19 protein-coding genes are annotated in these 18,933 nt (G+C 72.2%); 7 read left to right on the forward strand and 12 right to left on the reverse strand.

Going from position 1 to position 18,933, the window contains the following annotated elements:
• Positions 1-24: 24 nt before the first annotated feature.
• A complete protein-coding gene (locus HCN51_RS34175) occupies positions 25-945 on the forward strand; it encodes a cyclase family protein (RefSeq protein WP_168015293.1) in 921 nt (306 codons plus the stop codon).
• Between the two features lie 48 nt (positions 946-993).
• Here the strand turns inward: HCN51_RS34175 and HCN51_RS34180 are convergent, their stop codons facing one another.
• Positions 994-2,133, reverse strand: a complete 1,140-nt coding sequence (locus tag HCN51_RS34180) for a cytochrome P450 (protein ID WP_168015295.1) — start codon at positions 2,131-2,133, stop codon at positions 994-996.
• A gap of 99 nt (positions 2,134-2,232) precedes the next feature.
• Between HCN51_RS34180 and HCN51_RS34185 the strand changes: the two genes are divergently transcribed.
• A complete protein-coding gene (locus HCN51_RS34185) occupies positions 2,233-2,826 on the forward strand; it encodes a TetR/AcrR family transcriptional regulator (protein ID WP_168015297.1) in 594 nt (197 codons plus the stop codon).
• 216 nt (positions 2,827-3,042) lie between these two features.
• Here the strand turns inward: HCN51_RS34185 and HCN51_RS34190 are convergent, their stop codons facing one another.
• Complete coding sequence (locus tag HCN51_RS34190; protein ID WP_168015299.1) at positions 3,043-4,527, reverse strand: AMP-binding protein; 1,485 nt, start codon at positions 4,525-4,527, stop codon at positions 3,043-3,045.
• Positions 4,528-5,586, reverse strand: a complete 1,059-nt coding sequence (locus HCN51_RS34195; protein WP_168015301.1) for an LLM class flavin-dependent oxidoreductase — start codon at positions 5,584-5,586, stop codon at positions 4,528-4,530.
• A gap of 97 nt (positions 5,587-5,683) precedes the next feature.
• Between HCN51_RS34195 and cpt the strand changes: the two genes are divergently transcribed.
• On the forward strand, positions 5,684-6,217 hold the full coding sequence (cpt, locus tag HCN51_RS34200) for a chloramphenicol phosphotransferase CPT (RefSeq protein ID WP_168015303.1): 534 nt from the start codon (positions 5,684-5,686) through the stop codon (positions 6,215-6,217).
• On the opposite strand, the gene HCN51_RS34205 is transcribed toward cpt, so the two are convergent.
• Positions 6,214-7,395: an MFS transporter gene (locus tag HCN51_RS34205; RefSeq protein WP_168015305.1), complete on the reverse strand. Its 1,182-nt coding sequence runs from the start codon at positions 7,393-7,395 to the stop codon at positions 6,214-6,216. The genes cpt and HCN51_RS34205 overlap by 4 nt on opposite strands.
• 72 nt (positions 7,396-7,467) lie before the next feature.
• Between HCN51_RS34205 and HCN51_RS34210 the strand changes: the two genes are divergently transcribed.
• Positions 7,468-8,484, forward strand: coding sequence for an ROK family transcriptional regulator (locus tag HCN51_RS34210; RefSeq protein ID WP_206068206.1), 1,017 nt, complete (start codon positions 7,468-7,470; stop codon positions 8,482-8,484).
• A 75-nt stretch (positions 8,485-8,559) separates the two neighbouring features.
• On the opposite strand, the gene HCN51_RS34215 is transcribed toward HCN51_RS34210, so the two are convergent.
• The 4 genes from HCN51_RS34215 to HCN51_RS34230 form a co-directional block, all read right to left on the reverse strand.
• On the reverse strand, positions 8,560-9,693 hold the full coding sequence (locus HCN51_RS34215; RefSeq protein WP_346433887.1) for a M20 family metallopeptidase: 1,134 nt from the start codon (positions 9,691-9,693) through the stop codon (positions 8,560-8,562).
• 19 nt (positions 9,694-9,712) lie between these two features.
• Positions 9,713-11,257, reverse strand: coding sequence for an AbgT family transporter (locus HCN51_RS34220; protein WP_168015309.1), 1,545 nt, complete (start codon positions 11,255-11,257; stop codon positions 9,713-9,715).
• Between the two features lie 88 nt (positions 11,258-11,345).
• Positions 11,346-12,767, reverse strand: a complete 1,422-nt coding sequence (locus tag HCN51_RS34225; RefSeq protein ID WP_168015311.1) for an ATP-binding protein — start codon at positions 12,765-12,767, stop codon at positions 11,346-11,348.
• The gene (locus tag HCN51_RS34230; protein ID WP_080042175.1) at positions 12,764-14,413 is read right to left on the reverse strand and encodes an NAD(P)/FAD-dependent oxidoreductase; all 1,650 of its coding nucleotides are present in this window, start codon (positions 14,411-14,413) and stop codon (positions 12,764-12,766) included. The genes HCN51_RS34225 and HCN51_RS34230 overlap by 4 nt, the downstream gene beginning before the upstream one ends.
• An 85-nt stretch (positions 14,414-14,498) precedes the next feature.
• Between HCN51_RS34230 and HCN51_RS34235 the strand changes: the two genes are divergently transcribed.
• On the forward strand, positions 14,499-15,071 hold the full coding sequence (locus HCN51_RS34235) for a TetR/AcrR family transcriptional regulator (RefSeq protein WP_168015313.1): 573 nt from the start codon (positions 14,499-14,501) through the stop codon (positions 15,069-15,071).
• Here the strand turns inward: HCN51_RS34235 and HCN51_RS34240 are convergent.
• Together HCN51_RS34240 and HCN51_RS34245 are read right to left on the reverse strand one after the other, a co-directional pair.
• Positions 15,061-15,822: an SDR family NAD(P)-dependent oxidoreductase gene (locus tag HCN51_RS34240; RefSeq protein WP_168015315.1), complete on the reverse strand. Its 762-nt coding sequence runs from the start codon at positions 15,820-15,822 to the stop codon at positions 15,061-15,063. The genes HCN51_RS34235 and HCN51_RS34240 overlap by 11 nt on opposite strands.
• Positions 15,823-15,842: 20 nt before the next feature.
• Positions 15,843-16,700: an RNA polymerase sigma-70 factor gene (locus HCN51_RS34245; protein WP_240973541.1), complete on the reverse strand. Its 858-nt coding sequence runs from the start codon at positions 16,698-16,700 to the stop codon at positions 15,843-15,845.
• Between the two features lie 93 nt (positions 16,701-16,793).
• Between HCN51_RS34245 and HCN51_RS34250 the strand changes: the two genes are divergently transcribed.
• Positions 16,794-17,468 (forward strand): ThuA domain-containing protein, encoded by a 675-nt coding sequence (locus HCN51_RS34250; protein ID WP_168015319.1) that lies wholly within the window; start codon positions 16,794-16,796, stop codon positions 17,466-17,468.
• On the opposite strand, the gene HCN51_RS34255 is transcribed toward HCN51_RS34250, so the two are convergent.
• The gene (locus tag HCN51_RS34255) at positions 17,458-17,868 is read right to left on the reverse strand and encodes a TIGR03668 family PPOX class F420-dependent oxidoreductase (protein WP_168015321.1); all 411 of its coding nucleotides are present in this window, start codon (positions 17,866-17,868) and stop codon (positions 17,458-17,460) included. The two genes, HCN51_RS34250 and HCN51_RS34255, sit on opposite strands and share 11 nt — an antisense overlap.
• A 10-nt stretch (positions 17,869-17,878) precedes the next feature.
• The gene (locus HCN51_RS34260) at positions 17,879-18,433 is read right to left on the reverse strand and encodes a TetR/AcrR family transcriptional regulator (protein ID WP_168015323.1); all 555 of its coding nucleotides are present in this window, start codon (positions 18,431-18,433) and stop codon (positions 17,879-17,881) included.
• A gap of 53 nt (positions 18,434-18,486) precedes the next feature.
• Here HCN51_RS34260 and HCN51_RS34265 point away from each other — a divergent pair, with 53 nt between their 5' ends.
• A complete protein-coding gene (locus HCN51_RS34265) occupies positions 18,487-18,888 on the forward strand; it encodes a nuclear transport factor 2 family protein (protein ID WP_168015325.1) in 402 nt (133 codons plus the stop codon).
• Positions 18,889-18,933: the final 45 nt, after the last annotated feature.

An 18,933-nucleotide genomic window follows, 5' to 3' on the forward strand; every position in this document is an offset into this window, starting at 1 on the left:
TCCGCAGAGAAAGGGAGCGCTTACTTGGTCACCGAGCCTAACAACTGGGGACGATTCGGCCCAGACGATCAGCGCGGCACCCTGAACCTCCTCACCCCGGCCACCGTCCTCGCCGCCCTGCGCAGCGCCGTCACCGGCGAGGTGCTGAGCCTGGCCATGCCGATCAGGGGCGCCACCTCCTCGCCTGCCCCCGGCACGGTGCCGCACCTGCCGGGCCGGCCGCTGCCGCAGCACTTCATGTCCGTGGACGGCGGCGACTACGCGGCCGGCGCCCGGCCGATCGGCGCCGGCCTGCGCGTCGCGGACGACGCCCTGGTCGTCACCGGCCACGGCACCACCACGCACATGGACGCGCTGTGCCACATGTGGTCGGGCGACGAGCTGTTCAACGGCCATCCGGCCGCCAGGGTGCGCTCGTACGGGGCGACGCGATGCGGCATCGAGCACGTGGGCGGGGTGGTGGCCAGGGGAGTGCTGTACGACGTGCCGCGCCGGCTCGGCCTCGACCACCTGCCCGCCGGCCACCGGATCCCCGCCGGGCTGCTGGCGGAGATCGCGGTGCCGCGGGCCGGGGACGTGGCGGTCGTCCGTACGGGCTGGCCGGTGGTGTGGGAGCGCTCGCGCGAGGAGTACTGGTCCGGCCAGCCCGGGCTGTCGGCGGAGGCGGGGCGGTGGCTCGCGGCCCACGACGTGGCGGCCGTCGCCTCGGACAACGCCGCCATCGGCGGGCTCAACGAGCGCGGCCTGGCCGACGAGCCGATCGAGGACGACCTGCACCTCCTGCTGCTGCACCGGCACGGCATCCACCTGATCGAGATGCTGCTGCTGGAGGAGCTGGCGGCGGCCCTGGCGGCGGCGGGGCGGACGGAGTTCGTGTTCGTGGCGGCGCCGTTGCGCATCGAGGGCGGCACCGGCAGCCCGCTCACCCCGCTCGCCATCCTCTGAATCGAAGGCGGCACCGGCAGCCCGCTCACCCCGCTCGCCATCCTGTGATCAGCCCCAGGTCACGGGCAGGCAGGCGACCCCGTACACGGCGCCGTCCTGCTTGAGCGGCACCTGATCCGGCGGGACGGCCAGCCGCAGCCCGGGGAAGCGCTCGAACAGCGCGCCGTAGCCGATGCGCAGCTCGATCCTGGCGAGCTGCTGGCCGAGGCACTGGTGCACGCCGTGCCCGAACGACAGGTGCCTGCGGGCCTCCGTACGGGCGGGATCGAGCACGTCCGGACGCTCGAACAGCGCCGGATCCCGGTTGACGACGGGCAGCGACAGCGCGACCGTCTCGCCCGCGCGCACCAGCGTGCCCGCCACCTCCACGTCCTGCGTCGCGGCCCGGCTCGGGGCGCCGAGCTGCACGATCGACAGCCAGCGCAGCAGCTCCTCGACCGCGCCCTCCTCGTACGGCGTCCCGGTCTCCAGCAGCGCGAAGACGCCGAGTGCCAGCATGTTCGCGGTGGTCTCGTGGCCGGCGACGAGCAGGATCATGGCCACGTTGACCAGCTCCTCGTCCGTGAGGTCGGCGGTCAGCCCGCTGATCAGGTCGTCGCCCGGCTCGGCCCGCTTGCGCCCCACGAGCTTCCCCAGGTACGCCGCCAGGTCCGCGGTCGCCCTGGCCACGTCGCCGCCCGCCGCGACGAGCCGCAGGCTGCGGTCCTGGAAGAACTCGTGATCCTCGTACGGGACGCCCAGCAGCTCGCAGATGATCATCGACGGGATCGGCAGCGCGTAGGCGCTCACCAGGTCCACCGGCGGGCCCGCCGCGGCCATGGCGTCGAGGTGGTCGGCGGCGATGCGCTCGATCCGCGGCTCCAGCAGGCGCATCCGGCGCACCGTGAACTGGCCGGTGAGCAGGCGGCGGTAGCGCGTGTGCTCGGGCGGGTCCATGGCGCCGAAGAACCCCGGGGGCGCGGGCCGGCCCGTCTCGCCGGGCGTGGTGAACCGCACGGGGGCGTGCTTGAGCTCCCGTCGCGCGCTGAACCTCGGATCGCCGAGCACCGTCCTGGCCGCCTCTGCGGTGGTGGCCAGCCAGCCCAGGTGCCCGTCGGCGAACTCCAGCCGGCTCATCGGCGGCAGGCCGCGCAGCTCGGGGGGCGGGTCGAAGGGGCAACGCGGGTCGCGTGACGTAGGAAGTCGCATGTTTCTGAGAGTAGACTCTCAAATAAGAGTTGTATAGCTTTTACAAGCGTCCTCCTCTCAAGTGGACGCGAGCCGCCGAACCCCCGAGAATGCGGAGACATGAGTGACCGACCGGGCCTGCGCGAGCGGAAGAAGGCCAAGACGAGAGCGCTGATCCAGAAGGAGGCGCTGCGGCTGTTCCGCGAGCAGGGCTACGCGGCCACCACGGTCGAGCAGATCGCCGAGGCGGCGGAGGTGGCGCCCAGCACCGTCTTCCGCTACTTCGCCACCAAGGAGGACCTGGTGATCGTCGACCAGTTCCCGCCTTTCGTGGCAGCCCTCGACCAGGTGCCGCCCGAGGTGCCGCCCGTGCGGGCCGTCCGCATGGCCATGCGCGCCATGATCGAGGCCCAGACACCGCAGGAACGCGCCGACAGCCTCGACCGGGAAGTGCTCATGCTCACGGTGCCCGAGCTGTGGGCGGCCAGCATCGACAATGTCACCGGCGTCGCCACCACCCTCCGCGAACGCCTCGCCGCCCGCGAGGGCCGCCCGGCCGACGACCCGGGCATCCGCAACGTCACGGGCGCGATCATGGGCGTCATGGTGGGGGTCTGGACCGACTGGGTGAAGAACCGCGACCTGGACGCCCCGGCCCACCTCGACGCCGCCCTCGCCCACCTGGAAGCCGGCCTCCCCCTCCCCCGCCCCTGACCCACCGGCGCCCGCGCCTGCGCGCCCGTCCGGCGACCGCCCGCACCCGCGCTCGCCCGCGTGCCTGCCCTCGGCTCCACGTCCGCACGTGCCGCTCACATGCGCGCCGCCCACATGCGCGCCGCCCACATGCGCGCCGCCCACATGCGCGCCGCCCACATGCGCGCCGCCACATGCGCGGCGCTCACCGTGCGCGGCGCCTGCGCCGTGGCGGGGTCAGGTGCCCGGGTAGTTGCCGCCGCCGTGGGCGGCGTCCAGGGCGTCGTAGTCGGGGGTGAAGCCGCGTTTCGGGATCGTGTCCACGAACGTCACGTGCCGCGGCTTCTTGTACGACGCCAGCAACCCCCGGACGTGCGCGATCAGCTCGTCCTCGGTCGCCTGGGCCGAGGGTTTCAGTGCCACGACGGCCTTGACCGCCTGGTGCCACTGCGGATCGGGCACGCCGATGACGGCCGCGTCGGCGACGGCCGGGTGGGTCTTGAGCGCCCGCTCCACCTCCGCCGGGTACACGTTCTCGGCGCCGGACTTGATCATGCGGAGTTTGGGACCGATGAAGGTGATGGTGCCGTCGGGTTCGCGGCGGCCGAGGTCGCCGGTATGGTGCCAGCCGAAGGCGGATTTTTGAGCATTTAAGTCGGGCCGGGCGAAATATCCGGAAAAGAGGGTTTTGCCGCGAGCGCAGATCTCCCCCGTCTCACCCACCGGCACCTCCACCCCGTCCGGCCCCAGAATCCGCACCTGCGCGAGCGGAGACGGCCGCCCCGCGAGCCCGGCCCCGCCCTCCGCCAGCCCCAGGAACGTGAGCATCCCGCCCACCTCGGTCTGCCCGTACCCGCCCATCCCGGACCGGCACCACGGCGAGTCGTCCACGGTGATCATGTCGTCCCACTCGGCGGAGTGGGCGACGAACCGCAGCGACGACAGGTCGTACTTGCCGCCCGCGTTCGCCTTGGCCACCGCGTCGATCATGCCGCCGAACAGGAACGCCTGTGTCACCCGCTCGGCGTCGACCAGCCGGCACACCTCTTCGGGGTCGAAGGCGGGCGTGAACACGTTCGTGCCGCCGATCTGCAGCGTGGCCAGGCAGAACATCATGGTGCCGACGTGGAAGAGCGGCCCGTTGTTGAGGAAGGTGAAACCCGGCTCCATCTGCCGCACGACGAGCAGGGACGTGGCGTGCGCGACGAGCGCGGCGCTGCTGAGCAGGGCGGCGCTGGGGCGCCCGTCGAAGGCGGCGGTGTAGAGGGCGAGGGTGGGCTCGGTGTCGGCGACCTGGTCGAACTTCCGTACCGGAGCGTCGGCGAGCAGCCGCTCGTAAGCCTCGCCCGCCTGGATCCACCGGTCGTCGCGCAGCGGCGCGACGGTCTCGGAGTGCTCCCAGAAGACCGCCGCGGGGGTGAGGTCGGCCAGGACGAAGCGCAGCTCGTCCTGCGACTGCCGCCAGTTGGCCGGGCAGAAGATCGCTCCGAGCCTGGAGCAGGCGAGCAGCAGCTCCAGCACCGCGTATGCGTTCTGCCCCAGCCACAGCACCCGGTCGCCCCGGGAGACCCCCATCCCGTCCAGCGCCGAGGCCAGCCGGGTCACCCGCCCGTCCAGCTCGGGGTAGGTGAGCCGCAGCTCCCCGTCCACGACCGCCGTCACCTGGGGGCGGCTGCGGGCGTGGTCGGCGAGCACGTCCGACAGGGTCAGGCTGTGCATCATCTAGCCTCCAAAGGCCGGCATGACTTCGGTCGCGAAGAAGCGCATGACCCGCTTCATGTCCTCCAGCGGCATCGGGCGGGTGCTGCCGAAGTCGCACAGGAGGTCGGTGAACCCGGCGTCCCTGAGCAGCGTGATCTGCTCGATGACCCGCGCGGGGTCGCCGATCACCTCGAGCTGCTCCCAGCGGAAGTCGGCGGAGAGCGCGCCGCCCTTGAGGTAGCGGTCCTGGTAGTACTCGAAGCCCTGGGCGGCCTTGCCGGTCTTCGGGTCGATGGGGGCGCTGCGCTCGTTGAAGATGCGCGAGCGGTCGAACGACGCCTCGAACCGGGCCTGGTCCTCGCGTGCCTGCTCCAGGGTGGGGGCGACGTACACGCTGCGGGCCACCACGAGGTCCGCGCTGGCCGGGTGCCCAGCCTGCGCGGCCGTCTCCCGCCACGTCTCGGCCGCCTTGACGACCTTCCTGAACGGCGCCGCGGGGTCGGCGAGGATGGGCAGGCCGCGCTCGGCGTACATGGTCACCGTCTCGGGGGAGACGGCCGCCACGTGCAGCGGCGGATGGGGCCGTTGCAGCGGCCTGGGCACGAGCGACACCTCGGCGCCGGTCTTGTAGAACTTGCCTTCGTGCTGGTACGACTCCTGCGTCCAGAGCCCGACGATCACCTCCAGCGCCTCGTTGAAGCGGTCGCGCGCCTCCGCCAGGTCGATCCCGAACCCCTCGAACTCGAAGCTCTGGTACCCCCGCCCGATCCCCAGGTCGAGCCGCCCGCCCGAGAGCACGTCCACCTGCGCGGCCTCCTCGGCGACGTGCACGGGGTTGTGCAGGGGCAGCACGACGATGCCGGTGCCGAGCCGGAGCCTGGTGGTCCGGGCGGCGGCGTGGGCGAGCATGGTGAACAGGTTGGGCACGACGCCGTAGTCCCTGAAGTGGTGCTCGGCCAGCCGCACCCCGTCGAACCCCAGCTCCTCGGCCAGCTCGATGAGCTCCAGGTGGTAGTCGTAGACGTCCTTGAAGCTCTGCCCGTCGAAGCGGTGGAAGAGGTGGAAGGTCGAGAACCTCATATGGCGGCCCCTCAGCAGCTAAACCAAGCGCTCGCTTGGGAGCGTATCAGCCGTCATGCGGTTTCGCACCACCCCGCGCGGCCCCTAACGTGGCGCCGTGACGACTCAAGTGATCGTGCTGAACGGCGGCTCCAGCTCGGGCAAGTCGACGTTGGCCAGAAGCCTGCAAGCCGTGCTGCCGAGCCCCTGGCTCGCCTTCTCCATCGACGACCTCGTGGCCGCCATGCCCGCCGCCCTGCAGAGCCAGGACGGCGGCATCGAGATCACCGACGGCGGCGAGGTGAACGTGGGCCGGGACTTCATGAGGCTGCAGGACGCCTGGCGGGAGGGGATCGCCGCGATGGCCCGCGCCGGCGCGCCGGTCGTCGTCGACGACGTCTTCCTCGGCGGGCCGTCGTCCCAGCAGGGCTGGCAGAAGGCGCTGTTCGGGCTGGAGGTCCTGTGGGTCGGCGTCAGGTGCGACACCGCGGAGGCCGCCCGGCGCGAGGTGGCCCGCCAGGACCGCCCCCAGGGGATGGCCGAGCTGCAGGCCGAGGTGGTCCACCTGGGCGTGCGCTACGACGTCGAGGTGGACACCACGGGCAAGGATCCCCTGGAGTGCGCGCGGGCCGTCGCCGCTCACGTCCGCTAGGGCCCGGTCACGAGGCTGCCCTCGGCGACGGGCTGCGGGGACGAGGCGGCCGAGGGGCGTACGACGCGGGAGAGCAGCAGCATCACGACCACGATGCCGGTGATCGCGGTGAACGCGGCCGGGTAGGACAGCCCGTCCGCCAGCCACCCCGTGACGGGCGGCGCGACCATCCCCGACAGGTACGTGATCGTGGCCACCCCCGTCACGCCCTCGCTCGCGGTCCTGCCCGCGTTGCCCGCCGCCGTCAGCACCAGCGGCATCACCACCGCCAGGCCCAGCCCGAGCAGGGCGAAGCCGGCGATGCCGAGCGCGGGCGTGCGGGCCGTGACGACGAGCACGCCGCCGAGCACCGCCACGAGCCCGCCCGCCCGTACGGCCGTCACGGGCCCGAGCAGCCGGATGAACCGGTCGCCCGCCAGGCGCATCCCGGCCATGCACAGCATGAGGACGGTGTAACCGGCCGCGGCCAGGCCGGGCCCGGCGTCGGTGACGTGCGTGAGGTAGACGGCGGCCCAGTTCGCGCTGGCGCCTTCGGCGAAGACGGCGCAGAAGCCGACCAGGCCGAGCGGCAGGATCGCCCGCGAGGGCAGCGCGAAGCGGCGCGGCGCGGGCGCGTCGGCCGGCGTGTCCGAGCGGTCGTCGTGGAGCAGGCCGCGCCCGGCCGCCACGCTCACGGTGAGCAGGACGGCGGCGACCAGCCCGATGTGGATCCTGGCGTCGATCCCGGCCTGCGCCGCCAGGGTGCCGACGCCGCCTCCGGCCAGGCTGCCCACCGCCCACATGCCGTGCAGGCCGGACATGATCGAGCGGCCGAGCCGCCGTTCGAGGACGACGGCGTGGGCGTTCATGGTGATGTCGGACATCCCGGCACCGAAGCCGAACAGTAACAACGCGGCCCCGAACCAGACCGGTGAGGGCGCGAGCGGCGGCAGCACCAGGATCGCGCACCACAACCCGATGAGTACGCGGGTGGCGGCGCGGCTGCCGAAGCGGTGGGCCACGCGGGCGGCCATGGGCATGCCGATGAACGCGCCGATCGGCGGGCACAGCAGCGCCATGCCGAGCGTGCCGGGGTCGAGGGCGAGGTGCTCCTGGACCCAGGGCATGCGGGTGGACACGGTGCCGGCCACGGCGCCGTGCACGGCGAAGACGAGGGCGATCGCACGATGATGGCTCATACCGCAAAACTATCAGGCAGGCTTCCTGATGAAAATAGGTTTTAGGCAGGGACCCTGATTATTATGGGAGCCATGAAGACCGCCACCCCCGCCATGGCCCGCGCGATCAACGACCGCCTGGCCCTCGACCTGCTGCTCGATCGCGGCCCGCTGACCGCGCCCCAGCTGCGCGAGCTCACGGGGCTGTCCCGGCCGACCGTGTCCGACCTGATCGAGCGGCTCACGCAGAGCGGGCTGATCGAGGTCACCGGCGAGTCCGGCGCGGCCAGGCGGGGGCCGAACGCGCGCGTCTACGGGCTGGTGGCCGGCCGCGCCCACGTGGCGGGGGTGGACCTGCGCCGCGAGACGATCTCCGTGGCGATCGCCGACATCACCGGGCAGGTGGTCGCCCGCCGGACGCGGCCGGTCGGCGGCGATCTCGTGGACCTCGTCGCCGAGGTCGTCACCGAGGCCGCGGGGGAGCGGGCCATCGACACGATCGTGGTCGGCGCGCCCGGGCTGGTCGCGCCGCGCGACGGCGAGCTGGTCACGGCCAACGACGTGCCCGGCTGGCGGCCCGGCCTGGTCGCGGCCTGGGGCGAGCGGCTGGGCGTGCCGCTCACCCTGGAGAACGAGGTGAACCTGGCCGCCATCGCCGAGCTGCGCACCGGCGCCGCCCAGGGCGCCGAGGACTTCGTGCTCATGTGGGTGGGCGACGGCGTCGGGGCGGCCGTCGTGCTCGGCGGCCGGTTGCGGCGCGGGGTGTCCGGCGGCGCCGGCGAGGTCGGGTTCCTCGAGGTGGACGGCACCGCGTTCTGCAACCTGGTCACCGAGAGCGTGGTGCGCCGGCTCGGCCGCGCCGAGTTCGCCGCCCGCATCGCCAAGGGCGCCTTCGCGTTCGTGACGCTGCTGGACCCCGGCCTCGTCGTGCTGGGCGGGGAGGCCGGGCAGGCGGGCGGCGACGAGCTGGCCGCCGAGGTGGCCGCCCGCCTGCGCGAGCTGGCGCCGGCCCCGACCGAGGTGCGCGCCAGCACGGTGGCGGGCAACGCGGTGCTCCAGGGCGCCGTGCTGACGGCCCTCGACCAGGCCCGCGACCGCGTCTTCGGCTGAGGCTGAGAGCGCTCTCAACCCCTACGAGGCTGAGAGCGCGCTCGGCCCTCAGGGGTCGAGAGGGCTCTCAGCCCCTCAGGCCAGGGCGGTGATGAGACCCATCGTCAGGGCCGTGCGCTCCGGGATGTGCTCGATCACTACGTGCTCGTGCCGGGCGTGCGCCCCGTCGCCCACCGCGCCCATGCCGTCCAGCACCGGCCGGCCCAGGGCCGAGACGAAGTTGCCGTCGCTGGCGCCCCCGACCGCCGCCTCGTCCACCAGCCAGCCGAACCCGGCCGCCACCTCCTGGACCTCCTTGAACAGCCGCTGGGAGGCGGGGTTCGGGACCATCGGGGGCCGGTTCCACTCGCCGGTGACGGAGATCTTGACGCGCGGGTCCGCGACCCGCAGGGCGGCGAAGACGTCGTCGATCCGGCCCATCTCCGCCGGGTCGGTGACGCGCACGTCCACGCCGCACGTGGCCCGGCCCGCCGTGACGTTGCGGCCGGTGCCGCCGCTGATCAGGCCGACGTTCACGGTGGTGCCGCGCTCGCGCGAGCCCGCCCCGGCGAGCGTGGTGACGAGCTCGGCCAGCGCGTGGACGGCGCTGGCCCCCGCGTACGGATCCAGCCCCGCGTGCGCCTCCACCCCCGTCACGGTCACGTTGAACAGCCCGACCCCCTTGCGCGCGGTCTTCAGCGCCCCGTCCATGGACGCCTCGAAGACCAGCGTCGCCAGCGCGCCCTCGCTGGCCGACTCGATGTACTCGCGCGAGGCCGGGCTGCCGATCTCCTCGTCGCCGTTGAACAGGAACCGCACGCCCGGATGCGGCAGCCCCAGCTCCCGCAGCCCGCGCAGCGCCCAGACGGCCTGCACGAGCCCGGTCTTCATGTCGAACACGCCCGGCCCCGTCGCCTTGCCGTCCAGCACCGCGAACGGCCAGCCCGCCAGCGTGCCGGTCGGCCAGACGGTGTCGTAGTGGCAGAGCAGGAGCACGACGCCGGGCGCGGTGCCCCGGTAGTAGAGCTCCAGGATGTCGCCGTGCCCGCCGCCCTCGTGCAGGATCTCGTCGTCGGGCGTGCCCAGGTGCCCGACGGTGCGGGCGCGGATCTCGCGCAGCCCCCTGACCAGCATGGCCTTGTCGTAGCTGTGGGTCTCCAGCTCCACCACGGCCTTCAGGTCGTCGACCATGGCCGGCAGGGCCTGCCGGGCCCAGTCGGTGATCAACACGAGATTCCTTTCACGGGAGTCAGGGGACGGGCGCTCCGGGGCCGAGCGGGATGCCGAGCCCCCAGAACGCGAAGAACAGCAGCGTCCAGACGACGAGCAGGGCGAGCGCGAGCGGGATCGTCATGGAGGCCAGCGTGCCGATGCCGGCCGAGCGCCGGTAACGCTGCAGGAAGCCGAGCGCCATCACGAAGTACGGGCTCATCGGCGTGATCGCGTTCGTGCACGAGTCGGCGATGCGGTAGAGCGCCTGGGTGTGCTCGGGCGGGATGTGCAGCAGCATGAGCATCGGCACGAACACCGGCCCGACCAGCGCCCACTGGGCCGAGCCGCTGGTCACCACCAGGTTGATGACGGTGACCACGAGCAGGATGCCGAGGAACACGACGGGCCCGCTCACGCCGGCCGACTTCAGCAGGCCGGCGCCGTCGATGGCGACGATCTCGCCGATGCCGGTCCACTTGAAATAGGCCAGGAACTGCGAGATCGCGAAGAACAGCACCAGGATCGGCGCCATCTCGCGCAGGCCGTGCGCCATGAAGGCCGGGATGTCCCCGCTGCCGGTGACGGTGCCGGCGGCCCTGCCGTACGCCCAGCCGACGGCGAGGAAGGCGAGCCCGAGGAAGATCGCGATCGAGGTGAGCAGCGGCGACTGCACGATGCCGCCGCCCTCGCCGCGCAGCGGGGAGCCGGCGGGCAGCACGGCGGCCGTCAGCGCGGCCACGAACACGAGGAGCGTGATCAGCGCGGCACGCAGCCCGCGCCGCTCCTCGGCGCTGAGCGTCAGCGAGCCGAGGTCGTCCTCCTCCGCGTCGGGATCGACGGGCATCGACTCGACCCGCCGGGCCAGCACCCGCTCGGTGACCAGCGTGATCGTGCCCGCCAGCACCAGGGACGAGGCCAGCGAGAAGAAGTAGTTGGCCAGCGGCGTGACCAGGTACGCCGGATCGATGGTGTGCGCGGCGGCCGTGGTCAGCCCGGACAGGATGGCGTCCGTCGGCGTGACCAGCGGGCTGGCGTCGTAGCCCGCCGAGATCGACACGAACGCCACCACAATTCCGAGGATCGGGCTGCGCCCCACCGCGCGGAACGCGAGCGCGCCGAGCGGGATGAGCACGACGTACGCGGCGTCGGAGGCCACGTGCGCCACCATCCCGGTGAACGCCAGCGCGAACGTCACCCACCGCGGCGACACCTTCGCCACCCCGGAGCGCAGCATCGCGGCCAGCAGCCCCGAGCGCTCGGCCACCGCGACGCCGAGCATGACGACGAGGATCGTGCCGAGCGGCGGGAACGAGGTGTAGTTCTCGATGGCGTCGCCGACCATCATCCGCACGCCGTCGCCGGACACGAGGCTCTTGACGGTGACGGTCTTGCCGGTGGCCGGGTTGACCGCCGACACCCCGGCCGCCGCCAGCCCCCAGCTCAGCAGGGCCAGCACCGCGCTCAGCAGGACGAAGAGCCAGAACGGGTGCGGCAGCCTGTTGCCCAGGCGTTCGATGCCGCCGAGCACCCTGAGCAGCACGTTCAGCGAACGCGAACCCGGCACCGTCTCGGGCGTGCTCATGGGGGGACGTCTCCTTCCCGCATTTCGGTCAACCATTACATGCGGTCAGGGGACGTCCTGACAAGTCGTCGTCCGTAACGATGCGCGATCAACTCGTCGCGGCGGGCTCCCTCAGCGGCAGCCGCACCTCGAACCAGGTGTCGCCCGGCACCGAGCGCACCTTGATCTCGCCGCCGTGCCGGCCGGCCACGATCCGGTAGGAGATGTCGAGGCCGAGACCCGTGCCCTCGCCCACGCTCTTGGTGGTGAAGAACGGCTCGAAGATCCGGTCCTTGATCGCCTCGGGGACGCCGTGGCCGGTGTCGCCGATCTCGACGATCGCCTCGTCCTCGTCGTGGGCCGTGCGGATGGTCAGCGTGCCCTCGCCGTCCATCGCGTCGAGGGCGTTGTGGATGAGGTTCGTCCAGACCTGGTTGAGCTCGCCCGCGTAGCAGGGGATCTCGGGCAGCGTGCGGTCGTAGTCGGTGACCACGGTGATGCCCGGCGGGATCTTGCCGCGGAAGATCGCCACCGTGCTGTCGAGCAGCTCGTGCACGTCCACCTGCTGGAACGGCGCGCGGTCCATCTGGGAGTACTGCTTGGCCGAGCGGATGAGCGTGGTGATGCGCTCGGTCGCCTCGGTCACCTCGTTGAGCATCTGCGAGATCTCGATCGCCTCGGCCAGCCAGTGCAGCGCCTTCGGCGTGTGCTCGTCGCCGACCTTGGCACGGATCTTCTGCAGGTACTCGCTGGTGAAGCCGGCGCCCACCAGCGCCGGCGCCAGGTCCCACGCGTCGTCGACGCCCACGGCCTCCAGCGCCTCGCCCAGCTCGTCCTCGGCGTCGGAGATCTCCAACGGCGAGCGCTTGTCGAGCTTGCCCAGGTTGCTGGTGCACGCCTCCTGCGCCTCGATGAGCGCGCGCAGCTTGTCGGGCGCTATGCCGTCCTCGGCGAGCTGGGCGAGCTGGAAGCGCGAGGCCTTGATGAGCGAGCGCAGCTCGCTGACCGCCCGCACGGCCGCCGCGGCCGGGTTGTTCAGCTCGTGCGTAAGCCCGGCCGTGATCGTGCCGAGCGCGCTCAGCCGCTGCCGCCGGTCGATGATCTCGCGCTGCATGCGCCCGCCGGACAGCATGCCGTCGAGCAGGTGCATCGCCATCGGGAACCACTCGGCCACGATGTAGGCGAACTTCTTGGCCGGCAGCATGAACACCCGCGACGGGGCGGTGGCCCGCAACGTGTGCTGGTAGGTCTGCGGCGCCCGCTCGCCCAGGTAGGCCGAGGTGGCGCCGCCGTAGACGCCGGGCTGGGAGGTGCGGGGCATCGCGACGGTGCCGGCGCTGACCGTCTCGGTGATCATCTGCATCTCGCCCTCGAGCAGCACCGCGAAGCACTCGGCCGGCTCGCCCTGCCGCAGGATGTCCTCGTCCTGGGCGTAGCTCTGCACCCGGCCGGTGCTCGCCAGCTTGGTGAGCTGCTCGTCGGACAGCCGCTCGAAGAGGAAGAGTTTGCGCAGCTCGTCAATGTCGATCATTGCTTCTCCAGGTACCGATGCACGAGCGCGACGGCCATCGCGCCCTCTCCGACGGCGGAGGCCACCCTCTTGATCGATTCGGCGCGCACGTCGCCCGCCGCCAGCACCCCCGGCACGTTCGTCTCCAGGAAGTACGGCTCGCGCCGCAGCGGCCAGTTGCGCGGCCGCCGCCCGCCCTGCACCAGGTCGGGCCCGGTCAGCACGAACCCGCGCGCGTCGCGCTCGATCGTCTCGCCCAGCCACTCGGTGTACGGCTGCGCGCCGATGAACACGAACAACCACTGCGCGTCGACCGTGCGCTCCTCGCCCTTCGTGGACAGCGTCAGCCGCTCCAGGTGCCCGTCGCCGCTGCCGCCGACGACCTGCGTCTGCACGTGCACCTCGATGTTGGGGATCGCGGCGATCTGCTCGATGAGGTAGTGAGACATGGACCTCTCCAAACCATCACTCCTCACCAACAAGTGGACCTTGCTCGCGAATCCCGACAGGTAGACGGCCGCCTGCCCGGCCGAGTTGGCCGCGCCGACGATGTAGACCTCGGTGTTCCGGCACGCCGGCGCCTCGGTCAGGGCGGCGCCGTAGAAGACGCCCCGCCCCACGAACTCGTCGAGCCCCGGCGCTTCGAGCCGCCGGTAGGTGACGCCGGTCGCCAGGATCACGGCGTGCGCCGCGATCTCCCCGCCGTCCTTGAACCCGACCACCCGCGCCTGCCCGCGCGGCTCCAGGCTGGTCACCTTGCGCGCGGTCAGCAGCTCCGCCCCGAACTTCAGCGCCTGCCTGCGCGCCCGGTCGGCGAGCTGCTGGCCGGACACGCCGTCGGGGAAGCCCAGGTAGTTCTCGATCCGGGAGCTCTGGCCCGCCTGCCCGCCCGACGAGTACGCCTCGACCAGCACGGTGTTCAGCCCCTCGGAGGCGCCGTACACCGCCGCGCCCAGCCCCGCCGGGCCGCCGCCCACCACGATCAGGTCGTAGAAGTCGGTGGCCGGCGTCGTGGACAGCCCCACCGCCGTCGCCAGCGTCGCCTGGTCGGGCGACTCCAGCGTGGTGCCGTCGGCCGTCACCACCAGCGGCAGGTGACACCCCTCGCCCGCCGCCTTCACCAGCTGTGCGCCCTCCGGATCGTCGGCCAGCATCCACTGGTACGGCACGTGGTTGCGGGCCAGGAAGTCACGCACCCGGTACGACGGCGCCGACCACCGGTCGCCCACCACCCGCAGCTCGGCCCGCTCCACCCGATCCGTGCGCAGCCAGGCGTCGAGCTGCCCGTCGATCACCGGGTAGAACTTCTCCTCCGGCGGATCCCACGGCTTGAGCAGGTAATGGTCGAGATCGACCACGTTGATCGCCTGGATCGCCGCGTCGGTGTCGGCATAGGCGGTCAGCAACACCCGGCGCGCGTACGGATACATGTCCATCGCGGCCTCAAGGAACTGCACGCCGTTCATCTGCGGCATGCGGTAGTCGGCCAGGATGGCCGCCACGTCGTCGCCCCGCAGCCGCATCTCCCGCACCGCGTCGATGCCGTCTCTGGCGGTCTCCGCGCGCACGATGCGGTATTCCTGCCCGTAACGGCGTCTCAGGTCACGGGCGACCGCCCGCGAGACGCCTGGATCATCATCCACCGTCACGATGACCGGCTTGTCCATGCCCCACGCCCTTCTTCACGCTCTTCCTACTCAGAGGATGTCATGTACGCCGGTGTGGACAGGCACGCGCTCTTATCATGGGCGGATGGGCACACGCGACCGCATCATCGACGCCGCTGAGCAGGCGATTCACGAGTACGGCATCGCGGGCGCCACCACCAAACGCATCGCGAAGCAGGCCGCCTGCTCCGAGGCGCTGCTCTACAAGCACTTCGCCGGCAAGGAGGAGCTCTTCCTCGCCGTGCTGCTGGAGCGCATGCCCGCGCTCGCCCCCGCCCTGACCAGGCTCCGGCTCGGCGTCGGGCAGGGCGACCTGGCCGCCAACCTGGTGGAGTTCACCGGCAAGGCCCTGGAGTTCTACACCAGGGCCGCCGCCGTCGCCGGGGGCGTGCTGGGGGACCCGCCGCTCATGGCCGGGTTCAGAAGCATGCTCGCCAAGCACGACCTCGGCCCCCACCTGCCGATCCAGGCGCTGGCCGAGATCCTGCGGGCCGAGCAGCAGGGCGGCCGGATCGCGCCCGGCATCGACCCGGGCGCCGCCGCCTCCCTGCTGATGGGCGCCTGCTTCCACCGGGCGACCCTGACGCACTTCGTGGACCTGCCCGACGACGACGCCACCTGGGCGGCCTCGATCGTGCAGACCCTGTTCAGGCGATGACGCGGCTCTCGCCGCCGTCGACCAGCAGCGAGACGCCGTTCACGAACGAGGCCCGCTCGCTGGCCAGGAACGCCACCACGTCGCCCACCTCCTCGGGCCGGCCGATGCGGCCCACCGGCACGCTCTCGCCGCGCCGGCGCAGCGCCTCCTCGCCGCCCGACAGCTCGCGCAGCCGATCGGTCTCGATGGGCCCCGGCAGGACGTTGTTGATGCGCACGCCGTCGCGCCCCACCTCGCGGGCCAGCGTGCGCACCACGCCGGCCACGGCGGGCCGCATGGCGTTCGACAGCGCCAGGTTGTCCAGCGACTCCCGCGCCGACCTGCTGCTCACCGTGACGATCCGGCCCCAGCCGCGCGAGCGCATCTCCGGCAGCACCGCGTGGATCAGGCGCACGGTGCCGAGCAGGTTGCGCTCCACCGCCACCTCCCACTCCTCCAGCCCCACAGCGTCGAAGCGGCCGGCCGGCGGCCCGCCCGCGTTCGCGACGAGGATGTCGACCGGCCCGAGCACGTCGCGCGTCTCCTCGGCCAGCCGCCGCGCGGCGGCCGGATCCTCCACATCGGCCAGCACCGCGTGCACGACCTTGCCGAACTCCTGCAACTCCACCACCGCGTCCGCGAGCTTCTCCGGGTCGCGGGCGCTGACGCACACGTCGCAGCCCTCCCGCGCCAGGCTCTTGGCGGCGGCGAGCCCGATGCCCGCGCTGCCTCCGGTGACGAGTGCGACCTTCCCCGAGATGCCGAGATCCATGAGGGCGACTCTATCGATGCTCAGCCCACGTGCACGTGTGCGAGCTTGTCGGGGTTCAGCACGCCGTAGATCGCGCTGATGCGGCCGTCCCTGATGTCGAGCATGACGAGCTGCCGGTGCCCGCCCACCTCGGTCATCGCCGCGGGCAGGCCGTTGACCTCCAGCATCCGCACGCCGCGGAAGTCGTAGCGGGCCACCAGGCCGCGCAGGAACGCGACGACCTTGTCCCGCCCGATGACCGGCCGCAGCGCCGCCCGCACCTTGCCGCCGCCGTCGTTGTAGGACACGACGTCCTCGTGCAGCAGCTCGGTGAGCGCCGCCAGGTCACCGCCTCCGGCCGCCCGCATGAACTTCGCCAGCAGCTCCGCGTGCTCCTCGCTGGACGGCCTGAACCGGTCGCGCCCCTCCGCCAGCCGGACCGAGGCCCGGTGGTGCAGCTGCCGCGCGTTGGCCACCGACGCGCCGACGATCCCGGCGATCTCGTCGTACGGCAGCTCGAACGCCTCCCGCAGCACGAACACCGCCCGCTCCGGCGGCGAGAGCCGCTCCATCATGTGCAGGGTCGCGTAGGAGACGGTGTCGCGCAGCTCCGCGGTGTCCAGCGGCCCCGCCTCCGCCGTGTCGACCGGCTCCGGCAGCCACGGCCCCGTGTACGCCTCCCGCTTGACCCGCGCCGAGCGGAGCTGGTCGAGCGCCAGCCGCGAGACCACGGTCACCAGGAACGCCCGCGGCTCCCTGATCTCGTCGTGGTCCGTGGCCTGCCAGCGCAGCCAGGCCTCCTGCACCACGTCCTCGGCGTCCCACATGCTGCCGAGCAGGCGATAGGCCAGGCCGAGCAGCATCGGCCGGTGCTCCTCGAAGTCGTCCACGTCCGGCATCATGCCGCGTCCCCGTGCGGGCCCGCGTACCGGGGCACCAGATGTGCCGGCGAACGGGTGGAAAAGCGGCGACGTCCGTGATGAGCTGGGCGAGTGGCGAGAAACTTGATCCTGTCAGGAGGACTGTTCCATGACTTCGCCGCCACCTCGGCCGCCCTCGCGGGGGTGCTCGCCGAGGTCGGGGTCGAGTCGGAGATCACGGAGGACATCGCGGGCGCGCTGAGCGAGCCGCCGGAGGTGCAGCTCATCACGGTCAACGCGCTGCGCTGGCAGATGGGCCAGGACCGCTTCGCCGACCTGCGCGACGAGTGGCGCTTCACCCTCCCCTCGCAGGCCCGCACCACCCTCCTCGACCACCTCGACCGGGGCGGCGGGCTGCTGTGCATGCACGCGGCGTCGATCTGCTTCGACGACTGGCAGGGCTGGCCGCGCGTCCTCGGCGGCTGCTGGACCTGGCCCAAGTCCCACCACCCGCCGCTGGGCTGGACGGGGGTGCGGGTGCACGGCAAGCATCCCGTGGTCGACGGGCTGCGCGACTTCGACGTGGTGGACGAGGTCTACAGCGACCTCGACGTGCTGCCCGACGTCGAGCCGCTGGCCTCCGCCAACGGCCAGCCGCTCATGTGGGCGCGGCCGGTGCGGCGCGGCCGGGTCTTCTACGACGCGCTCGGGCACGACACGCGCTCCTACGACAACGAGGTCCACCGGACGGTGTTGCAGCGGGCGGCGCTGTGGCTGCTGAAGCGGCCGGTCACCATCACGGAGTAGCCGACCACTCGCTCCATCTGGTCACCTCGACGACGATGACGGGCCCGGCGGGCCGGCGCTCGCGGTACTGCGCGTACTTCGCCACGAGCGCGTCGAGCGCCCGCTCCCGCTCGTCGCCGTCCGCCAGGACGGTGGCCAGGCCGTCGGCGCGCACCCACCACAGGCGCGTCCAGTCGTCGTCGTAGTGGTCGGCCAGCACGCTGACGGCCGGGTTCGCCCTGAGGTCGCGCAGGCGCGCGAGGGCGGTGGTCGTCTTGGGCTTGTGATCGACGGCCGTCACGATCTTCCCGTTCAACAGGGCGAACGTGATGGGCACGACGCGCGGCGTGCCGTCGGCGGCGATCCTGGCCAGCCGCGCCACGGGCTGCGCGGCGAACCTCGTCACCGTACTCCCGGTCACCGTGCTCCCTTCACCGCGCTCCCGCCAGGCTCTCTATGCAGGGCCGCAGCAGCTCCAGGACGTCGTCGGCGGGCGCGTCGGCCAGCGCGCTGTGCTTGAGCAGGTAACGGTCGACCACGACCCCCGTCATGATGGCGGCGATCAGCGCGGCCCGCAGCTCCGGCTGCCCCGCGGGGATCGCCCGCTCGATCGAGCCCAGCCACTCGCGGCCCGCCTCGCGGAAGCCCTCGGCCGCCTCGTCGTGGGTGAACATCGAGCGCAGCACCGCCAGCGAGGCCACCGGCGCGCCCTCCAGCCGCCTGCGCAGCGCGGACAGCAGCGCCTGCGCCGGATCGCCCGGCGGCAGCTCGTCGGCGGGCAAGTGGGCGGCGCTGGCGAACAGGTCCTCCTTCGAGCCGAAGTAGTGCATCACCAGCCCCGGCCTGACCCCCGCGGCGGCGGCGACCGCGCGGATCGTGGTGCGCTCGTAGCCGAGCTCGGCGAACGTCTCGCGGGCGGCGGACAGGATGCGGGCTTCGGTGTCGCGGCGCTGCTCGGCGCGGGTGCGGCGGGGCGGCTCTGTCACCTTCTCATTGTACGGGTGTTCAACAATCCTCCCTTTCGTTGTACGCTCATTCAATGAACACGCGTACAACGAAAGTGGTGGAAGAGGTCATGGCGGCGAGCCTGGCCGGCGACACCGAGCGCCTCCTCGCGCTCATGGGGCCCGACGTCGTGGTCGAGTGGCCGTACCGTCCCGAGGGGGTGCCCGGCGAGCTGCGCGGCAAGCGGTCCTTCGCCGCGTTCCTGGCCGGCAGCGGCGGGATCATCGAGTTCCACGAGTACGCCGACGTCGAGCTGCACCAGACCCTGGACCCCGAGGTCGTCATCGTCGAATACGTCGCCCGCGGCACCGTCAAGGCCACCGGCCGGCCGTTCGAGCAGCGCCCCGTCGCCGTCCTGCGCGTCCGCGACGGACAGGTCGTGAGCTACCGCGACTACATCAACCCGCTGCCCCTCATGGAGGCCCTGCGCCCCTGACATGTCCGGAACGTGCAAGACCGGCTCGCGGCCATCTGGGCACGA

Source organism: Nonomuraea composti, from assembly GCF_012034275.1.
GTDB lineage: Bacteria > Actinomycetota > Actinomycetes > Streptosporangiales > Streptosporangiaceae > Nonomuraea > Nonomuraea composti.

What these genes read in the sequence shown, in the direction of transcription:
- HCN51_RS34180 (WP_168015295.1), bottom strand. Translation starts at nt 2,133, where the DNA reads ATGCGACTTCCTACGTCACGCGACCCGCGTTGCCCCTTCGACCCGCCC.
- HCN51_RS34185 (WP_168015297.1), top strand. Translation starts at nt 2,233, where the DNA reads ATGAGTGACCGACCGGGCCTGCGCGAGCGGAAGAAGGCCAAGACGAGA.
- HCN51_RS34190 (WP_168015299.1), bottom strand. Translation starts at nt 4,527, where the DNA reads ATGATGCACAGCCTGACCCTGTCGGACGTGCTCGCCGACCACGCCCGC.
- HCN51_RS34195 (WP_168015301.1), bottom strand. Translation starts at nt 5,586, where the DNA reads ATGAGGTTCTCGACCTTCCACCTCTTCCACCGCTTCGACGGGCAGAGC.
- HCN51_RS34205 (WP_168015305.1), bottom strand. Translation starts at nt 7,395, where the DNA reads ATGAGCCATCATCGTGCGATCGCCCTCGTCTTCGCCGTGCACGGCGCC.
- HCN51_RS34210 (WP_206068206.1), top strand. Translation starts at nt 7,468, where the DNA reads ATGAAGACCGCCACCCCCGCCATGGCCCGCGCGATCAACGACCGCCTG.
- HCN51_RS34220 (WP_168015309.1), bottom strand. Translation starts at nt 11,257, where the DNA reads ATGAGCACGCCCGAGACGGTGCCGGGTTCGCGTTCGCTGAACGTGCTG.
- HCN51_RS34225 (WP_168015311.1), bottom strand. Translation starts at nt 12,767, where the DNA reads ATGATCGACATTGACGAGCTGCGCAAACTCTTCCTCTTCGAGCGGCTG.
- HCN51_RS34230 (WP_080042175.1), bottom strand. Translation starts at nt 14,413, where the DNA reads ATGGACAAGCCGGTCATCGTGACGGTGGATGATGATCCAGGCGTCTCG.
- HCN51_RS34235 (WP_168015313.1), top strand. Translation starts at nt 14,499, where the DNA reads ATGGGCACACGCGACCGCATCATCGACGCCGCTGAGCAGGCGATTCAC.
- HCN51_RS34240 (WP_168015315.1), bottom strand. Translation starts at nt 15,822, where the DNA reads ATGGATCTCGGCATCTCGGGGAAGGTCGCACTCGTCACCGGAGGCAGC.
- HCN51_RS34245 (WP_240973541.1), bottom strand. Translation starts at nt 16,700, where the DNA reads ATGCCGGACGTGGACGACTTCGAGGAGCACCGGCCGATGCTGCTCGGC.
- HCN51_RS34265 (WP_168015325.1), top strand. Translation starts at nt 18,487, where the DNA reads ATGAACACGCGTACAACGAAAGTGGTGGAAGAGGTCATGGCGGCGAGC.